Below are 18,430 nucleotides of genomic sequence, written 5' to 3' on the forward strand. Positions count from 1 at the left end.
TTCTTATGAACGTCTGTTCGCAAGCTGTCCATCCTCCGTCCCACACCCCGTTGCCCGCGGAGACGAGTTTCAGACGCCATGGACATTCCTCGCATGGGAGTACCGGACCAGCTCGCCGAGCGCATGAGCATGGCCGAACAGCACGAGTACCTGCGCGCCAGATTCTCCCGGCGCACCATGATCAGGGGCGGCGCCGTCACGCTCGGCGCCGTCACCGGTGGCGCGTTCGTGCCGGGCGCCGTCGCCCAGGCCGCCACGCCCACCCGGACCTTCGCCTCCGCCGCGACCGTCGACGGCTCCCTGGTCGCCCCCTTCGGCCGGCACCTCGCCTACGGCGCCGATGCCCGCACCGAGATGACGATCTCCTGGCAGGTCCCGGTCGCCGTCAAGAAGCCCTTCGTCCGCATCGGCGCCCACCCCTGGGACCTCTCCCGCAAGATCGAGGCCGAGGTGCGCACCCTGTACACCCCGGCCGGTGTCGGTGCCAGTGGCGACCACACCCAGTACTACGTCCACGCCAAGCTGAGCCACCTCAAGCCGGGCCGGACCTACTACTACGGCGTCGGCCACCAGGGCTTCGACCCGGCCGAGGCACACCTCGCGGGCACCCTGGGCACCTTCACCACCGCCCCCGCGCACAAGAAGCCGTTCACCTTCACGGCCTTCGGCGACCAGGGCGTCAGCTACCACGGCCTCGCCAACGACAGCCTCATCCTCGGCCAGAACCCGGCCTTCCACCTGCACGCCGGCGACATCGCCTACGCCGACCCGGCCGGCCAGGGCAAGTCCGCCGACACCGGCTTCGACTCGCGGGTGTGGGACCAGTTCCTCGCCCAGACCGAGTCGGTCGCCAAGTCCGTGCCGTGGATGGTCAGTTACGGCAACCACGACATGGAGGCCTGGTACTCGCCCAACGGCTACGGCGGCGAGGAGGCCCGCTTCACGCTCCCCGACAACGGGCCGGACAAGAAGAACCTCCCGGGCGTCTACTCCTTCGTCCACGGCAACACGGCGATCATCTCGCTGGACCCGAACGACGTCTCCTTCGAGATCCCGGCCAACCTCGGCATCTCCGGCGGCACCCAGACCAAGTGGTTCGAGGCCCAGCTGAAGAAGTACCGCGCGGCGAAGGACATCGACTTCATCGTGGTGTTCTTCCACCACTGCGCGTACTGCACCTCCACCGCGCACGCCTCGGAGGGGGGCGTGCGCCAGGAGTGGGTGCCGCTGTTCGAGAAGTACACGGTGGACCTGGTCATCAACGGCCACAACCACCAGTACGAGCGCACCGACGTCATCAAGGGCGACAAGGTCGTCAAGAAGCTCCCGATCGGCGAGACCGCGTACCCCGAGACCGAGGGTGTCGTCTACGTGACGGCGGGCGCGGCCGGCCGCAGCCTCTACGCGTTCACCGCGCCGGACTCCTACGAGGGGCACCTGAACGAGGTCGACTCGGTCGCCTCCTTCATCAACACCAAGGACGGCAAGGTCAGCGAGACCGTCGCCTGGTCCCGGGTGCGCTACCTCAACTACTCCTTCCTGCGCGTGGACGTGGAGCCCGCCGCCCGCGGCCACTACGCCAAGCTGAAGGTGTCGGGCATCGCCGAGACCGGCGACCGCATCGACCACTTCACGGTGGCACGCAAGGCGAAGTAGCCCGCTTCGGCGGGGGTGACCGGAGAGGAAGGCGTCTTCGGTCGTAGGCCGTACGTCCTTCGGACACACGTCGAGGGTGGCGGGCAGAGCTGGCTCTGCCCGCCACCCTTCGACCGTCTTCGGCGGTGCGCGGTCCTACAGGCCCGCGATGGGGTTGGTCAGCGTGCCGACCAGCTGGAGGGCGCCCGAGGGGTCCGCCAGGTCCACCATCTGCCGGTTGTTGCGCAGCTGGAGGCGGTTGAGGCAGGAGAGGGCGAACTCGGGCGCGAACATGTCGTACTGCCGGAACTTGTCAGCCAGTTCGGGCACCGAGCGCTGGTAGTCGCGGGTGACCTCGGCGACCGTGCGCCAGAAGTCCTCCTCCTCCAGGATCCCCTCGGTGGCGAGGATCGCGGCGAGGAAGCGGAAGAAGCAGTCGAAGACGTCGGTGAAGATCGACAGGAGCTTCTTGTCGTCCGGGACCTCGACCCGCAGCCGTTCGACCGCCGGCGGCAGCACCGCCTCCGGGTCCATGACGGCGATCTCCTCGGCGATGTCCTTGTAGACCGCCCGCTCGACCACGCCGTTCCTCAGGACCAGGATCACGTTCTCGCCGTGCGGCATGAACACCAGGTCGTAGGCGTAGAAGCTGTGCAGGAGCGGGGTGTAGTAGGCGCGCAGGTAGCGGCGCAGCCAGTCCGCCGGGGTCAGGCCGGAGCGCTCGATGAGCGCGCCCGCGAAGGAGCGGCCCTCGTGGTCGACGTGGACCAGCGAGGCCATGGTGGCCAGGGACTCGCCGTCCTGGAGGGAGGGCACCGGGCTCTCCCGCCACAGCGCGGCGAGCATCTTGCGGTACGGCGAGTAGCGGTCCGTGGCGGCCTCGTACTCCAGGTGCCGGTAGCCCACCGCGGCCCGCTCGCGGATGATCGACAGACCGGTGGACTTGAGCACCGGGTCGCCCTCGACGAGCCCGGCGAGCCAGTCGTTGATGGCCGGGGTCGCCTCCATGTACGCGGCCGAGAGTCCGCGCATGAAGCCCATGTTGAGGACGGACAGGGCCGTCTTCACGTAGTGCTTCTCGGGGTGCGAGCGGTTGAAGAAGGTCCGGATGGACTGCTGGGCCAGGTACTCGTCGTCGCCCTCGCCCAGGCACACCAGGAGGTCACGGGCGACCTCGGCGGCGAAGGTGACGGAGAGCTTGTTCCACCACTGCCAGGGGTGGACCGGGATGAGCAGGTAGTCGGCCGGGTCGAGACCCTTGTCGCGCAGGACGCCGTAGAAGCGCTCGACGGTCTCCTCGCCCAGCTCCTGGCGTACGAAGGACTCGTACTCGATGCCGACCCCGGCCGTGAAGGCGGCGCGGGAGCGGTGGGCGGCGAGCCAGACCAGGCGGACCGGGCTCGCGGTCTCGGGGGCGTACGAGAGGTACTCGTGGACGCCGAAGCCGAGCCGGCCGTTGTTGGCGACGAAGCAGGGGTGGCCCTCGGTCATGCCGGTCTCGATGTCCTGGAAGTCGGCCTTCACCAACTCGGTGACCGGGACCTGGGGCTTGGTGAGCTTGTAGCAGGTACCGGAGAGGGTGGAGGAGATCTCCTCCAGGTAGACCGGCAGGATCTCGTCGCTCAGGCCGAGGGTGTCCTTGAGCTCGATGAAGAAGTCCAGGGCGGCGAGGGGGAGTTCGGTGCCGTCGCGGTGCCGGGTGATCGAGTCGGCGTCGACCTGCCAGTGGTCGAGGGAACGCCGGACCGCGGTGAAGTCGTAGCGGGTCTTGCCGTCGTCGCTGCGGACGACGTACTGGTCCTTGTCGGTCTCCTCGGGCTCGATCAGCCGCTCGTGCGCGAACTCGGCGAGGCCCTTGCGGATCAGCAGACGGTTGGCGGTGTCCCAGCGCTCGGGGGAGAGGTGGGCGACGGCGTCGGTGAGGCTCACGCGTCCACCCCCGTCGCGGCCAGGAACTGATCCCGGGTGCAGAAGCTCAACAGGGCCTTCTTCTCCGGCTTCTGGATCTCGCGCTCGGGCACGAACCCGACCGCCGCGTTCAGGGCGTGGACGGCCTTGTTGCCGACATCGGGTTCCACGACGACCCGCTGGACGGCAGGGTCCTCGAACAGGTGGGCCATGACGGCGGTGATGACGGACCGGGTGAAGCCGTGGACGGGCGTGTCGGTGGCCGGGGTGAGGAAGTGCATCCCGATGTCACCGGGCCGCGGCTCGTACAGGCCGACCAGCTCGCGGTGGGCGGGGTCGTACTTCTCCATCAGGAACGCCGGCTCGCCGTCCGGGCCGAGGCCGAGCAGCGCGTGGTGGTGCTCGTCGGCCGCGATGTCGAGGTAGGCCCGCTCGACGTCCTCCAGTGTCGCGTCCTGCATCATCCAGAACGCGGCCTTGGGGTGCGTGACCCACCCGTGCAGCAACTCGGCGTCCTTCAGGGGGTCGAGGGGGCGGAAGGCGAAGGGGCCCACTGCGGGGGTGAAGGGGCCCACTGCGGGGGTGCTCATACGGAAAACTCCTGGAACGCGATCGTCTTCTCGACCGGGTAGTACTCGGTGCCGAGCAGCTCTCGGATGATGCAGCTGTTGCGGTAGGCACCCATGCCCAGGTCGGGGCTGGTGATGCTATGGGTGTGGACTCCGCCGTTCTGGAGGAAGACGCCTCTGCCCGTCACGTCGATCGCGTAGGTGCGGGAGACGTCGAAGTTGCCGTGCGCGTCGTACACCAGACGGTCCCTGACCGGGGCGAGGAACTCCGGCTCGGCGTACTTGTAGCCGGTGGCGAGGACCAGGCCCTGCGTCTCGATCTCGAAGTCCTTCTCCTGCTCCTCCTGGCGGAAGCCGAGCGTGTACGTGCCGTTGTCGTGACGGGCGCTGCGCAGCGAGGAGTTGGTGAGCAGCCGGGTGGGGACCGGGCCGCCGAGGTTCTTCTGGTAGAGCAGGTCGAAGATCTCGTTGATCAGATCGCCGTCGATGCCCTTGAACAGGCCCTTCTGCTCGGCGGTGAGCCGGTAGCGGGTGGCCTCGGGCAGCTCGCGGTAGTAGTCGATGTACTCCGGGGAGGTCATCTCCAGCGTGAGCTTGGTGTATTCGAGGGGGAAGAAGCGCGGGGAGCGGGTGACCCAGTTCAGCCGGTACCCGTGCACGTCGATCTCGGAGAGCAGGTCGTAGTAGATCTCGGCGGCGGACTGCCCGGAGCCGACGATCGTGATCGACTCCTTCTTCTGGAGCTCCGCCTTGTGCTGCATGTAGCGGGAGTTGTGGAAGAAGTCGCCGCCCAGACCGCGCAAGGCCTCCGGGTGGTGCGGGGAGGTGCCGGTGCCGAGGACCAGGTGGCGGGCGCGGAACTCGTCACCGGTGTCGGTGCGTACGACGTACACCTCGTCCTCGTACGTCACCTCGGTGACCCTCGTGCCGAAGCGGACGTTGCTCAGCTTGTTCGCGGCCCAGCGGCAGTAGTCGTCGTACTCCACCCGCAGCGGGTAGAAGTTCTCGCGGATGTAGAACGAGTACAGCCGCCCTTTCTCCTTCAAGTAGTTGAGGAAGGAGTACGGCGAGGTCGGGTCGGCGAGGGTGACCAGGTCCGACATGAACGGGGTCTGGAGGTGGGCGCCGTCCAGGAACATGCCGGCGTGCCACTCGAAGTCGGGCTTCGACTCCAGGAGGATCCCGTCGAGTTCGTCGATGGGCTCGGTGAGGCAGGCGAGGCCGAGGTTGAACGGGCCGAGCCCGATCCCCACGAAGTCGTAGGTCTTGGTCGGGACTTCAGGACGCGCGGTCAAGGGACTCTCCCAGGTACTGCTCGGCGTGGCCGGCGATCAGGTCGAGGACGACGGACATGTCCTCGACCGTCGTCTCGGGGTTGAGCAGGGTGAACTTCAGGTAGTGGCGGCCGCCCACCTTGGTGCCCGCGACCACCGCGTCACCGGAGGCGAACAGGGCCTTGCGGGCGTACAGGTTGGCGCGGTCGATCTCGGCCGGGTCGGTGACGGCGGCCGGGATGTAGCGGAAGACCAGGGTGGAGAGACTGGGTTCGACCACGACGTCGAAGCGCGGGTCGGCGGCCAGCAGCCGCCAGCCCTCGGCGGCCAGGTCGCAGACCTCGTCGAAGAGTTCGCCGATGCCGTCGGCGCCCATCACGCGCAGGGTCATCCACAGCTTGAGGGCGTCGAAGCGGCGGGTGGTCTGGAGGGACTTGTCCACCTGGTTGGGGATGCGTTCCTGCACCATCCGGCGCGGGTTCAGATATTCGGCGTGGTAGGTGGCGTGCCGCAGGGTGGCCGCGTCGCGCACCAGCACGGCGGACGAACTCACCGGCTGGAAGAAGGACTTGTGGTAGTCCACGGTGACGGAGTCGGCGCGCTCGATGCCCTCGATGCGGTCCCGGTACTTCAGGGAGGCCAGCAGTCCGCAGCCGTAGGCCGCGTCGACGTGCATCCAGGCGCCGTACTGCTCGCACAGTTCGGCGATCTCGGGCAGCGGGTCGATGGAGCCGAAGTCGGTGGTGCCGGCGGTGGCGACGACGGCCATCGGGACGAGGCCCTCCCGCTCGCAGCGCTCCAGCTCGCGGGCGAGCGCGACGGTCTGCATCCGCTTGTCGGCGCCCACGGGGACGGAGACGACCGAATCGGCGCCCAGGCCGAGGAGTTTGGCGGACTTCTTGACGCTGAAGTGGCTGACCTCGGAGGCGAAGATCCGCAGGTCGGCCAGGTTGTCGGCCTTGGCCTCCTCGCGGGCCAGCAGCAGGGCCTGGAGGTTGGACTGGGTGCCGCCCGAGGTGAACACGCCGTCGGCGACCGGGCCCAGACCGATGCGCGCGGTCGTCCAGTCGATCAGCTTGCGCTCGATGAGGGTGCCGCCGGCCGACTGGTCCCAGGTGTCCAGGGAGGAGTTGACGGCGGAGAGGACCGCCTCGCCGAGTACCGCCGGGATGACGACCGGGCAGTTGAGGTGGGCGAGGTAGCGGGGGTGGTGGAAGTAGACCGCGTCCCGGAGGTAGACGTCCTCCAGCTCGTCGAGCACCGCCGTCGTGTCCAGCAGGGGCTTGTCGAGGTCGATCGCGTCGATGCGGGGGGAGAGGGCGTCGACGCCGACGCCGGTGAACGGCTTGGTGGTGGTGGCGAGTTTGGCCGCCACCCGCTCGATTCCTTCGGTCACGGAGCGGCGGTACGTCTCCGCGGTCGTGTCATTGAGCAGGTGCGAGCGCATGCTGGGGTCCTCCGGTGGGGACGATCCGTGCGGGACGGGGCAGGAGCGGGGTGATGATCCCGGCTTCAACTTAGGTAAGCCTAACCTAACTAGTCACGGGTGAAACCCGCCCCTGCCGTGACCGCCGTCACGTCGACGGCGGTCATTCGGCCGCGCGCAGCTGCTCCTCGGTCATGCCGAGCCGCCAGTACCCCACGAACGTGACCCGGCGCCGGTCGACCCCGCGCTCGCGCACGAAGTGCCGTCGCAGCTCCTTCACGCACCCGGACTCCCCGGCGATCCAGGCGTACGGGTGCGCGGCGGGCGGCAGTTCGGCCTCCCGGATGACGTCGAGCGCACTCTCCCCGACGAGCCAGGTGATCTCGGCGTCCGCGTCGGTCGCCAGATCCTGGATGTCCCCGGCGTCGTGCACCTCCAGCCAGACCCGGGCCCGCTGCCCGGCGGGCAGCGCTTCGAGGATCGCGGAGACGGCGGGCAGCGCGGTCTCGTCGCCCCACAGCAGCACGAGATCGGTGTCCGCGGGCGGCCGGAACCGGATGGCCCGGTTGTCGGCGATCGCGGGCCCGAGCAGCTGCACCCGGTCACCGGCGACCGCACGTGCGGCCCAGCGGGACGCGGGCCCGGCGGGCTCGTGCAGCACGAAGTCGATGTCGATCTCGTCGGGTTCGCGGCGCAGGCTCCGCAGGGTGTAGGACCGCATCACCGCCCGCACGTCATCGGACTGCTCCCGCCAGGCCTGCCACCACCCGTCCCCGAGCTCCACGGGCACCCCGGGCTCGGTCCGCCCTTCTGCGGGGAGGAACAGGGACAGGGACTGGTCGTGCCCGTGCGAGTGGAACTCGCTGAGGCTGTCTCCGGTGAAGGTGACGCGGACCAAGGACGGACCAAGCCGCCTCGTCCGTACTACCTGGAGTGAGAAGAAACGGAACGGAGCGGCTACGGCCGTAGTCATCGGTCAACTCCTGAATCGACGTCAGGTGCGCCCACCTGGGGGCGCGGGGAACTGCGCGACCAGCCACAACGGACCGGCAGCCAAGTACGCGCCTAACTGACCTTCTTCGCGCTCTCGATCGCCTTCGCCAGGTTCTCCACCATCGCCACGCACTTGTCGTACGACGGAATCGGCTCAGGAGACCGCGAGATGACCTGCCCCGCCTTCACCGCAGGCAGCTTCTTCCAGGTCGCCTCGGTGATGTCGGCCGGCTGGATCGTCGCCGTACGGTCGTCCATCATGATGATGTCGGCCTTGTACTTGTCGACGTTCTCCCAGCTCAGCGACTCGTACCAGCCGCCGGAAGCCTTCAGCACGGACGCCGACGGCTCCAAGAAGTTCACCCCGAGCGCCTTGAAGTACTCGAGGTCGACGGAGAGGTTGGAGCCGGAGACGTAGAAGACGTCCTGCGCGGCGGACCCGGCGAGCACCTTGATGTCGGGGTGGGCCTTGGCGGCCGCCCGCAGTCGCTCCGACGCCGCTTCGAACCGCTTCTTCGCGTCGGTGACCTTGGCCGCCGTCATGTCCGCGCCGAGGGACTCGGCCAGCTCCCACACCTTCTGGAGCGGAGCGGTGAGCTGACGGTCGTACACGGAGATGCCGACGCTCGGCGCGAGCTTCGCGATCTTGGAGGCGGAGGCGGCCGGGACGTACCAGAGCGTGCCGGCGCTGTCGAACATCGTGGTGATGAGGACCTCGGGCGCGAAGGCCGCGTACTGCTCGACGTTGAACTGGTCCCAGACGTTGCCGAAGACCGTCAGCTTGCTGACGTCCATGTCGCCGGCCTGGACATCGGCCTTGCCGTCCTTGGTCTTGGTGGGGCCGAAGACACCCTTGACCTCGATGCCGTAGTCGTACAGCGCGGCCGCGACCCCGGTGAAGGCGACGATCCTCGTGGGGACCTTGTCCAGCTTCACGGTGGTGCCGCGGTCGTCCTTGAAGGACCAGGGGCCGGACTTGGCGGCCGTGGTCCCCTTGTCGCTGCCCGTCGCGCTGGAGTCGTCGTCTCCGCAGGCTGCGAGCACGGCGCCGAGGCCGAGGGCGCCACCCGCGGCGAGGATGCCGCGGCGGGTGAGGTGGGCGACTCTTGCGTGGGACATGTGTGGCTGCTTTCGAACGGGGCGAAGCGCCCGCCGGACAAGTTCCAAGGTAGGTTAGCCTAACCTCATCAGTTGTCCAGAGGGTGGGTGCGTCGCCCCGTCCGGGCCGAGGGTGCCCTGCCGCCCCCGGTCTAACCGGCCAGCCCCAACTCCCTTGCGATCAGCATCCGCTGGACCTCGCTCGTGCCCTCGCCGATCTCCAGGATCTTGGAGTCGCGCCACATGCGGGCCACCGGGTACTCGTTCATGAAGCCGTAGCCGCCGTGGATCTGGGTGGCGTCCCGGGCGTTGTCCACGGCGACCGTGGAGGAGTACAGCTTGGCGAGGGCCGCCTCCTTCTTGAAGGGCTCGCCGACGACCAGGCGGGAGGCCGCGTCGCGCCAGGCGAGCCGGGCCGTGTGGGCCTTCATCTCCATGTCGGCGATCTTGAACTGGATGGCCTGGTTGGCGCCGATGGGCCTCCCGAACGCCTCCCGTTCCTTCGCGTACTTCACCGACTCGTCCACACAGCCCTGGGCGAGCCCGGTACCGAGGGCCGCGATGGCGATCCGGCCCTCGTCGAGGATGCGCAGGAACTGGGCGTAGCCGCGGCCCTGTTCGCCCAGCAGGTTCGCCGCCGGGACCCGGACGTCCGCGAAGGACAGCTCACGGGTGTCGGAGGCGTTCCAGCCGACCTTCGAGTACGGCGCCGCGACCGTGAAGCCGGGCGTGCCCGAGGGGACGATGATCGAGGAGATCAGGGGCTTGCCGTCGGGCTTGCGGCCGGTGACCGCGGTGACGGTGACCAACCCCGTGATGTCGGTGCCGGAGTTGGTGATGAAGCACTTGGTGCCGTTGATGACCCACTCGTCGGTGTCGGGGTCCAGGCGGGCCGTGGTCCGGGTCGCCCCGGCGTCGCTGCCGCCGTCCGGCTCGGTGAGGCCGAAGGCGCCCAGGATCTCGCCCGAGCACAGCCGGGGCAGCCACTCGCGCTTCTGCTCCTCGGTGCCGAACAGGTGCAGCGGCATGGCCCCCAGGGAGACGCCGGCCTCCAGGGTGATCGCCACCGACGAGTCCACGCGCGCGAGTTCCTCGAGGGCGAGGCCGAGCGCCAGGTAGTCGCCGCCCATGCCGCCGTACTCCTCGGGGAACGGCAGCCCGAACAGGCCCATGCGGCCCATCTCGCGGACGATCTCGTACGGGAACTCGTGGTGCTCGTAGTACTCGCCGATCTTGGGCGCCACTACGTCATGGGCGAACTCCTCGACGGTACGGCGGAGTTCTTCCAGCTCGGGGGAGAGGCGGTGGTCCATGGGCGGTTCACTCCTGGTGGGAGAGGGCGCGGACGGTGCGGGACGGGCTGGGTCGGCCCAGGTGTTCGGCCATCCAGGCGCTGGTGGCGACGAGACGGCCGAGGTCGACACCGGTGTCGATGCCGAGGCCCTGAAGCATCCACACGAGGTCTTCGGTGGCGAGGTTGCCGGTGGCGGACTTGGCGTAGGGGCAGCCGCCGAGGCCGCCCGCGGAGGCGTCCACAGTGGTGACGCCGTGCTGGAGGGCCGCGTAGGTGTTGGCGAGCGCCTGGCCGTAGGTGTCGTGGAAGTGCACGCCCACCTTCTCGACGGGGACGTCGAGTGCGGTCAGCAGCGCGCGGACGTGGCCCGGGGTCGCCACCCCGATGGTGTCGCCGAGGCTCAGTTCGTCGCAGCCCATGTCGAGCAGCGCGCGGCACACGCGCACGACCTGGGGGACCGGGACCGCGCCCTCCCAGGGGTCGCCGAAGCACATCGACAGGTAGCCGCGCACGTGCACACTCTCGGCCTTGGCCCGGCCGACGACCGGCTCGAACATCGCCAGCGCCTCGTCGACCGTGCGGTTGAGGTTGGCCTTGGCGAAGGACTCGGTGGCGCTGGCGAACACGGCCACGCGGCTCGCGCCCAGCGCGAGGGCACGGTCCAGGCCGCGTTCGTTCGGCACCAGCACCGGCAGATCCACGGGAAGGCCGCTGACCTGCGGGAACAGCTGTTCGGCGTCGGCCAGTTGGGGCACCCACTTCGGGTGCACGAAGCTGGTCGCCTCGATGGTCGTCAGCCCGGCCTCGGCGAGGCGGCGCACGAACTCCGCCTTCACCTCGGTCGGTACGGTCGACTTCTCGTTCTGGAGGCCGTCGCGGGCGCCGACCTCGTGGATGCGGACGCGGGCGGGGAGGCCGGGTTCGGGGACCGTCATGGGCAGGGTCATCACGACACCTCCTCTTGGGGTGCGATCACGGCCAGCACCTGGTCCATGGCGACCGTGGTGCCGGGCCTGACGTCCAGTTCGGCGACGGTGCCGGCGTGCGGGGCGGAGATGACGTGCTCCATCTTCATCGCCTCGACGACCAGCAGGCTCTGCCCCGCGGCCACCTCGTCCCCGACCGCCACCTTCACCACCGTCACCGTGCCGGGCATGGGCGCGGTGAGGGAGTCGGCGCCGGCGTGGGCGGCCCGGGTGAGGGACGCGGCCACCGGGTCGTGGTCCCGGACCTGCCAGGCGTCACCGTCCCGGCCGATCCAGTCGGCGGCGCGGTGGAAGGTGTGCCGGACGCCGTCGAGGGTGACGGTGACCTGGTCGTCGGTGAGGGTGTGGGTGCCGCGGTTCCGGTGAGTGACGGGTTCGAGTCCCGGCACCCTCAGCGGGAAGCCAACGGCCTTCGTGAAACCAGAGCCGCCCATCCGCCACCCGCTCGGCAGCGAAAACGGATCGGTCCAGCCCCCTTCACGAGGTCGCAGCCCGTCGAGCCGTACGGCCGCCGCCGCCTCGTACACCTCCTCCGGTACGTCCGTGCGGACCAGGTCGTCCACCACCCGCTCCACGAGCCCGGTGTCCAACTCGCCCTTCACCACGTCCGGATGGGCGAGCAGCCGCCGCAGGAACCCCGCGTTGGTCTGCACGCCCAGCGTCACCGTCTCCGCGAGGGCCGCCCGGAGCTTCCTGAGCGCGGTCTCCCGGTCGGGGCCGTACGCGATGACCTTGGACAGCATCGGGTCGTACAGGCTGCCGACCTCCGTGCCCTCGCTGAGCCCGGAGTCGGTGCGCACGCCGTCGCCCTGGGGTTCGCGCAGCCTCACCACGGTGCCGCCGGAGGGGAGGAACCCGCGCGCGGGGTCCTCCGCGCAGATCCGGGCCTCGACGGCGTGGCCGGTCAGCCGGACGCCCTCCTGCCCGTACGGCAGCGGCTCGCCCGCCGCGACCCGCAGCTGCCACTCCACCAGGTCGAGGCCGGTGACCAGTTCGGTGACCGGGTGTTCCACCTGGAGGCGGGTGTTCATCTCCATGAAGTAGTACGAGGACGGGTTGTCGCCGGGCACGATGAACTCCACGGTGCCCGCGCCCCGGTAGCCGCAGGAGCGGGCCGCCTGGACCGCCGCCTCGCCCATGGACGCGCGCGTGGCCTCGTCCAGGAGGACGCTGGGCGCCTCCTCGACGATCTTCTGGTGGCGGCGCTGAAGGGAGCACTCGCGCTCGCCGAGGTGGATCACGTTGCCGTGGCCGTCGGCGAGGACCTGGATCTCGATGTGCCGGGGCCGGTCCACCCAGCGCTCCACGAGCAGGGTGTCGTCGCCGAAGGAGGAGCGGGCCTCGCGGCGGGCGGCGGCGATCTCCTCCTCCAGGACGGTGAGGTCCCGGACCAGCCGCATGCCCTTGCCGCCCCCGCCCGCGCTGGGCTTGAGGAGCACGGGGGCGCCCAACGCGCGCGCGGCTTCGGCGAGTTCGGGGTCACGGCCGCCGGGGACGACCGGTACTCCGGCCGCCTGGACGGTCTCCTTGGCGCGGATCTTGTCGCCCATCAGCGCGATGGCGTCCGCGGGCGGGCCGATGAAGACCAGGCCCGCGTCGACGCACGCGCGCGCGAAGGCCGCGTTCTCCGCGAGGAAGCCGTAGCCGGGGTGGACGGCCTGGGCGCCGCTGCGGGCGGCCGCCTCCAGGAGCCGCTCCACGGACAGATAGCTCTCCGATGCCGGTGCCGGTCCCAGCCGTACGGCGGTGTCGGCCTCCCGGACGTGCCGGGCGTCGGCGTCCGCGTCGGAGAAGACGGCGACGGAGCGTACGCCCAGGGACCTGAGCGTGCGGATGACGCGGACCGCGATCTCGCCCCGGTTGGCGACAAGCACTGTGTCAAACATGGGTCCTCACATCCGGAAGACGCCGAACTGGGGGGCGTCGTAGTCCCTTTGGGAAAGTGGCGCGTTGGCGCATGCGGTCAGGGCCAGGCCGAGCACCTGACGGGTGTCGAGCGGGTCGATGACCCCGTCGTCCCACAGGCGGGCGGTGGCGTAGTAGGCGTTGCCCTGGCGCTCGTACTGGGCGCGGATCGGGTCCTTGAAGGACTCCTCGTCCTCGGCGGCCCAGGCCTCCCCGCGGGCTTCCAGCTGGTCCCGCTTGACGGTCGCGAGGACGGAGGCGGCCTGCTCGCCGCCCATCACGGAGATCTTGGCGTTGGGCCACATCCACAGGAAGCGGGGGGAGTAGGCGCGGCCGCACATCGAGTAGTTCCCGGCGCCGTAGGAGCCGCCGACGACCACGGTCAGCTTGGGCACGCGTGTGCAGGCGACCGCGGTCACCATCTTGGCGCCGTGCTTGGCGATGCCGCCTGCCTCGTAGTCCTTGCCGACCATGAAGCCGGAGATGTTCTGGAGGAACAGCAGCGGGATGCCGCGCTGGTCGCACAGCTCGATGAAGTGGGCGCCCTTCTGGGCGGACTCGGAGAACAGGATGCCGTTGTTGCCGATGATCCCGACCGGGTGGCCGTGGATGCGGGCGAACCCGGTGACCAGGGTCTGCCCGAACTCGGCCTTGAACTCGGCGAACCGGGAGCCGTCGGTGATGCGCGCGATGATCTCGCGGACGTCGTAGGGGGTGCGGGAGTCCACCGGCACCGCGCCGTACAGGCTGTAGGGGTCGACCTTGGGCTCCGCCACGGGCTCGACGGACCAGGGCAGCGGTCCGCGCGCGGGCAGGGTCGCGGCGATGTTCCGCACGATCCGCAGGGCGTGGGCGTCGTCCTCGGCGAGGTGGTCGGTGACGCCGGACACACGCGCGTGCACCTCGCCGCCGCCGAGCTCCTCCGCGGTGACGACCTCGCCGGTGGCGGCCTTCACCAGGGGAGGGCCGCCGAGGAAGATCGTGCCCTGGTTGCGGACGATCACGGCCTCGTCGCTCATGGCCGGGACGTAGGCGCCACCTGCCGTGCACGACCCGAGGACCGCGGCGATCTGCGGGATGCCCGCGCCGGACATCCGGGCCTGGTTGTAGAAGATCCGCCCGAAGTGCTCGCGGTCCGGGAAGACCTCGTCCTGCATGGGCAGGAAGGCACCGCCGGAGTCCACCAGGTAGATGCAGGGGAGCCGGTTGTCGAGCGCCACCTCCTGGGCCCGCAGGTGCTTCTTCACCGTCATCGGGTAGTACGTGCCGCCCTTGACGGTGGCGTCGTTGGCGACGACCACGCACTCGCGCCCGCTCACCCGCCCGATCCCGGCGATGACCCCGGCGGCCGGGGCCTGTCCGTCGTACATCCCGTCGGCCGCGAGCGGAGCCAGCTCCAGGAAGGGCGAGCCCGGGTCCAGAAGGGTGTCGACGCGGTCCCGGGGCAGCAGCTTGCCCCGCGCGGTGTGCCGCTCACGCGCCCGCTCCCCGCCGCCCAGCGCGGCAGCGGCGAGCTTGCCGCGCAGCTCGTCCACGAGGGCCCGGTGGGCTTCCTCGTTGGCCTTCCAGGCCGCCGACGCGGGGTCTGCCGCGCTCGTCAGCTCCGGTGCCTGATCCATGTCCGGTGGTCCCCTCACCCAGTGATCGCCTGTTAATGAGCGTTAACCATTTCCTTCAGGTTAACGACCGCTAACCTCCCTGTCTAGAATTGCTCGCATGGCCACGAGAACCGACGCCCCCACCCGTCGCGAGCAGATCCTCAAGGAAGCCGCGCGGCTCTTCGCCGAGCGCGGGTTCCACGGTGTCGGCGTGGACGAGATAGGCGCCGCGGTCGGCATCAGCGGCCCCGGCCTCTACCGCCACTTCGCGGGCAAGGACGCGATGCTCGCCGAGCTGCTGGTGGGCATCAGCGGCCAGCTCCTGACCGGCGGGAAGCGGCGGGTGGCCGAGTCGGACGGCGGCGACCCCGAGACGCTGCTCGACTCCCTGATCGAGGGCCACATCGACTTCGCGCTCGACGACCGCCCCCTGATCACCCTGCACGACCGTGAGCTGGACCGCTTGCGCGACAGCGACCGCAAGCTGGTCCGCCAGCTCCAGCGCCAGTACGTCGAGCTGTGGGTGGAGGTCCTGCGCGAGGTCTACCCCGGCCTCCTGGAGCCCGCGGCCCGCTCCGCCGTGCACTCCGTCTTCGGCCTCCTGAACTCCACCCCGCACCTGGGCCGCCCGGGTTCGCTCCCGGGCCGCGCGGCGACGGCCGCCCTGCTGCACCGGATGGCGCGCGGCGCCTTCGCGGCCGCCGGGGCGTGACGAGCGTTACGGGATCACCTCTGGACGCCCCTTCGTACTCGCCGGTACGGTTGATCTGAGCAAGCGCTTAGACATGCACTCTTTCAGTCAGGTGGAGGTGGCGGCGGTGCGCCGTACTGTGTTCAACGAGGACCACGAGGCGTTCCGGGAGACCCTGCGCGCCTTCATCGAGGCCGAGGTCGTGCCCGTCTACGACGAGTGGTTCGCGGCCGGCCAGGCCCCCCGCGACTTCTACTACAAGCTCGCCGAGCTCGGCGTCTTCGGCATCCGCGTGGACGAGGAGTACGGCGGCGCCGGCATCGACTCGTACAAGTTCGAGGCCGTCATGTACGAGGAGACCGCGCGCGCGGGCGTGCAGTTCGGCGGCTCCGGTGTGCACGTACTGCTGGGCCTGCCGTACATCAAGATGCTCGCCACCGACGAGCAGAAGAAGCGCTTCCTGCCGAAGTTCGTCTCCGCCGAGGAGATGTGGGCCCTCGCGATGACCGAGCCGGGCACCGGCTCCGACCTCGCGGGCATGAAGACCACCGCCAAGCTCTCCGAGGACGGCACGCACTACGTCCTCAACGGCGCCAAGACCTTCATCACCGGTGGCGTGCACGCCGACCGTGTGATCGTCTGCGCCCGCACCTCCGCGCCGACCGCCGAGGACCGCCGCTTCGGCATCTCCCTGTTCGCCGTGGACACCAAGTCCGAGGGCTACTCCGTCGGCCGCAAGCTGGACAAGCTCGGCCTGAAGACGTCCGACACCGCCGAGCTGGCGTTCGTCGACGTCAAGGTGCCCGTCGAGGACCTCCTCGGCGAGGAGAACAAGGGCTTCTACTACCTCGGCCACAACCTCGCCTCCGAGCGCTGGGGCATCGCCTTCGGCGCCTACGCGCAGGCCAAGGCCGCGGTCCGGTTCGCCCAGCAGTACGTCCAGGAGCGCACCGTCTTCGGCAAGCCGGTCGCGTCCTTCCAGAACACCAAGTTCGAGCTGGCCGCCTGCAAGGCCGAGGTCGACGCGGCCGAGGCCGTCGTGGACCGCGCCCTGGAGGCCCTCGACGCGGGCGAGCTGACCCCCGCCGAGGCCGCCAGCGCCAAGCTGTTCGCCACCGAGGTCGCGCACCGCGTCATCGACCGCTGCCTCCAGCTGCACGGCGGCTACGGCTTCATGAACGAGTACCCGATCGCCCGCCTGTACGCGGACAACCGCGTCAACCGCATCTACGGCGGCACCAGCGAGATCATGAAGTCGATCATCGCGAAGGACATGGGCCTGTAGTCGGCGCGGAATCAGCGACCGGTACAACAGCTCCATGAGCCAGGCACTTCAGGACCTCCTCGATCTGCTCGACCTCGAGCAGATCGAGGAGAACATCTTCCGCGGCGCCTCCCGCCCCGCCGTCGTCCCCCGGGTCTTCGGCGGGCAGGTCGCCGCGCAGGCGCTGGTCGCCGCCGGGCGGACGGTGCCCGAGGACCGGCTCGCCCACTCCCTGCACGCGTACTTCCTGCGCGCGGGCGACCCCGGCGCGCCGATCGTCTACACCGTCGACCGCATGAACGACGGCCGGTCCTTCACCGCCCGCCGGGTCCTCGCGGTCCAGCACGGCCAGCCGATCTTCGCCCTCTCCGCCTCCTTCCAGCGGTACGAGGAGGGCTTCGAGCACCAGGCCGCCATGCCGGCCGCTCCCGACCCGGCCACGCTCCCCACCTCGCAGGAGCGGCTGCGCGGCTACGACCACCTGGACCCGGCGGTCGTGGAGCGGTTCCTGGAGGCCCGTGAGGCCATCGACCTGCGCTACGCCGAGGAGCCGCCGTACGGGAAGTTCGGCGAGGCGCGCGAACCGCACTCGCAGGTGTGGTTCCGCACCAACGGGAAGCTCGCCGACGACCCACTTCTGCACGTCGTCCTCGCCACGTACGTCTCCGACATGACGCTCCTCGACTCGGTGCTCCTCGCGCACGGCCGCGGCGGCTGGGCCACCGGAGACGTCGTCGGTGCCTCGCTGGACCACGCGATGTGGTTCCACCGCCCCTTCCGGGCCGACGAATGGCTCCTGTACGACCAGGAGTCCCCGTCGGCCTCCGCCGGGCGCGGCCTCGGCCAGGCCCGCATCTGGACCCAGGACGGCCGCCTGGCCATCTCCGTGATCCAGGAGGGCGTGGTCCGGGCCCCCAGGTGACCCCGGGCCCGGCACAGGCGGGCCTCGGCGGCCAGGTGAGCCGGAGGTCTAGCGCAGGCCGGCCTCGCTCAGCAGGTACGCCGTCATCGGGTCGTAGTGGCGCGGGCTCACCACGTGGTCGTCGAGCGGGACCGTGACCTGGACCGTGCCCTCCGACTCGCCCACGAAGAGCGCCGGGTCGTTGCAGTCGGCGTACCCGACGGAGTCCACGCCGTGCTGGGCGGCGTACCCCGCCCAGCCGTGGTCGGCGACGACCAGGTCCGGCAGCGGGCGGCCCTCGCGCTCCAGGGCCGTGAGGATGGCCTTCATCGGGTCGCCGGAGTGGGTGTGCCAGAGCGTGGCGCCGTGCTCCAGGACCGCCACGTCCGCGAACTGCATGACGTACCCCTCGTCCGTCTGGAGCCCGTCCGGGATGACCACGATCTCGCAGCCGGCCGAGCGCAGCGCGGCGGCGGTGGCGTGGTGGACGTCGAGGAGGCCGCCGGGGTGGCCGGTCGCGAACAGCACCGCCTGCTGCCCGTCCGCCGCCTTGCGCAGCCGCGCCGCCATCCGCTCCAGACCGCCGACGGTCAGCTCCGGGTCGATGGTGTCCTGCCCGTACCGGTACTCCGGGTCGTCGTTGACCCCCACCCGCTCCGCCATCACCGCGAGCACGTCCTGCTCGTCGCTCCAGCGGTCACCCAGCTCCAGCCCGAGCCAGTAGTGGCGGTTGCCGTTCGCCAGCTGGCGGTAGTGCGAGAGGTTGTTCTCCCGCGGGGTGGCGACCTCGCCCGCGATACGGGTTCTCACAAGGTGGTCGACGAGCTCGGCGCGGCTGGGTGTCCCGGGTATCGGCATGTCTCCCATTCTGATGCACGCCTTCACACC

15 protein-coding genes are annotated in these 18,430 nt (G+C 70.0%); 4 read left to right on the top strand and 11 right to left on the bottom strand.

The window, feature by feature from the left end; translation table 11 throughout:
• Window positions 1-93: 93 nt before the first annotated feature.
• Window positions 94-1,656, top strand: a complete 1,563-nt coding sequence (locus IF54_RS0103105; protein WP_030314193.1) for a purple acid phosphatase family protein — start codon at window positions 94-96, stop codon at window positions 1,654-1,656.
• A gap of 135 nt (window positions 1,657-1,791) precedes the next feature.
• On the opposite strand, the gene IF54_RS0103110 is transcribed toward IF54_RS0103105, so the two are convergent.
• The 10 genes from IF54_RS0103110 to IF54_RS0103155 form a co-directional block, all read right to left on the bottom strand.
• Window positions 1,792-3,564 carry an IucA/IucC family protein gene (locus tag IF54_RS0103110; protein ID WP_030314195.1) on the bottom strand — a complete coding sequence of 591 codons (1,773 nt, stop codon included), beginning with the start codon at window positions 3,562-3,564 and terminating at the stop codon, window positions 1,792-1,794.
• Window positions 3,561-4,133, bottom strand: coding sequence for a GNAT family N-acetyltransferase (locus IF54_RS0103115; protein WP_030314197.1), 573 nt, complete (start codon window positions 4,131-4,133; stop codon window positions 3,561-3,563). Before IF54_RS0103115 ends, IF54_RS0103110 begins: the two co-directional genes overlap by 4 nt.
• Window positions 4,130-5,407, bottom strand: coding sequence for a lysine N(6)-hydroxylase/L-ornithine N(5)-oxygenase family protein (locus tag IF54_RS0103120; protein ID WP_030314198.1), 1,278 nt, complete (start codon window positions 5,405-5,407; stop codon window positions 4,130-4,132). The genes IF54_RS0103115 and IF54_RS0103120 overlap by 4 nt, the downstream gene beginning before the upstream one ends.
• On the bottom strand, window positions 5,391-6,833 hold the full coding sequence (desA, locus tag IF54_RS0103125) for a lysine decarboxylase DesA (protein WP_030314199.1): 1,443 nt from the start codon (window positions 6,831-6,833) through the stop codon (window positions 5,391-5,393). The genes IF54_RS0103120 and desA overlap by 17 nt, the downstream gene beginning before the upstream one ends.
• Before the next feature lie 142 nt (window positions 6,834-6,975).
• On the bottom strand, window positions 6,976-7,785 hold the full coding sequence (locus IF54_RS0103130) for a siderophore-interacting protein (RefSeq protein WP_030314201.1): 810 nt from the start codon (window positions 7,783-7,785) through the stop codon (window positions 6,976-6,978).
• 92 nt (window positions 7,786-7,877) lie between these two features.
• On the bottom strand, window positions 7,878-8,924 hold the full coding sequence (locus IF54_RS0103135) for an ABC transporter substrate-binding protein (RefSeq protein ID WP_030314203.1): 1,047 nt from the start codon (window positions 8,922-8,924) through the stop codon (window positions 7,878-7,880).
• 131 nt (window positions 8,925-9,055) lie between these two features.
• Window positions 9,056-10,216 carry an acyl-CoA dehydrogenase family protein gene (locus IF54_RS0103140; RefSeq protein ID WP_030314205.1) on the bottom strand — a complete coding sequence of 387 codons (1,161 nt, stop codon included), beginning with the start codon at window positions 10,214-10,216 and terminating at the stop codon, window positions 9,056-9,058.
• Between the two features lie 7 nt (window positions 10,217-10,223).
• Window positions 10,224-11,144, bottom strand: coding sequence for a hydroxymethylglutaryl-CoA lyase (locus IF54_RS0103145; RefSeq protein ID WP_030314207.1), 921 nt, complete (start codon window positions 11,142-11,144; stop codon window positions 10,224-10,226).
• The gene (locus IF54_RS0103150) at window positions 11,144-13,069 is read right to left on the bottom strand and encodes an acetyl/propionyl/methylcrotonyl-CoA carboxylase subunit alpha (RefSeq protein ID WP_030314210.1); all 1,926 of its coding nucleotides are present in this window, start codon (window positions 13,067-13,069) and stop codon (window positions 11,144-11,146) included. The genes IF54_RS0103145 and IF54_RS0103150 overlap by 1 nt, the downstream gene beginning before the upstream one ends.
• Window positions 13,070-13,075: 6 nt before the next feature.
• Entirely contained in the window at window positions 13,076-14,707 is a 1,632-nt protein-coding gene (locus IF54_RS0103155) for a carboxyl transferase domain-containing protein (protein ID WP_030314212.1), read from the bottom strand.
• Between the two features lie 97 nt (window positions 14,708-14,804).
• Here IF54_RS0103155 and IF54_RS0103160 point away from each other — a divergent pair, with 97 nt between their 5' ends.
• The 3 genes from IF54_RS0103160 (at window position 14,805) to IF54_RS0103170 (ending at window position 17,563) form a co-directional block, all read left to right on the top strand.
• A complete protein-coding gene (locus tag IF54_RS0103160) occupies window positions 14,805-15,398 on the top strand; it encodes a TetR/AcrR family transcriptional regulator (RefSeq protein ID WP_030314213.1) in 594 nt (197 codons plus the stop codon).
• A gap of 106 nt (window positions 15,399-15,504) precedes the next feature.
• Window positions 15,505-16,662, top strand: a complete 1,158-nt coding sequence (locus IF54_RS0103165) for an acyl-CoA dehydrogenase family protein (protein ID WP_030314215.1) — start codon at window positions 15,505-15,507, stop codon at window positions 16,660-16,662.
• Between the two features lie 34 nt (window positions 16,663-16,696).
• The gene (locus tag IF54_RS0103170) at window positions 16,697-17,563 is read left to right on the top strand and encodes an acyl-CoA thioesterase (RefSeq protein ID WP_030314217.1); all 867 of its coding nucleotides are present in this window, start codon (window positions 16,697-16,699) and stop codon (window positions 17,561-17,563) included.
• Between the two features lie 48 nt (window positions 17,564-17,611).
• On the opposite strand, the gene IF54_RS0103175 is transcribed toward IF54_RS0103170, so the two are convergent.
• Window positions 17,612-18,400 (bottom strand): phosphatase, encoded by a 789-nt coding sequence (locus tag IF54_RS0103175; RefSeq protein ID WP_030314219.1) that lies wholly within the window; start codon window positions 18,398-18,400, stop codon window positions 17,612-17,614.
• Between the last annotated feature and the right edge of the window lie 30 nt (window positions 18,401-18,430).

The sequence above is a fragment of the Streptomyces sp. NRRL B-3229 genome (genome assembly GCF_000719505.1).
Classification (GTDB): domain Bacteria; phylum Actinomycetota; class Actinomycetes; order Streptomycetales; family Streptomycetaceae; genus Streptomyces; species Streptomyces griseorubiginosus.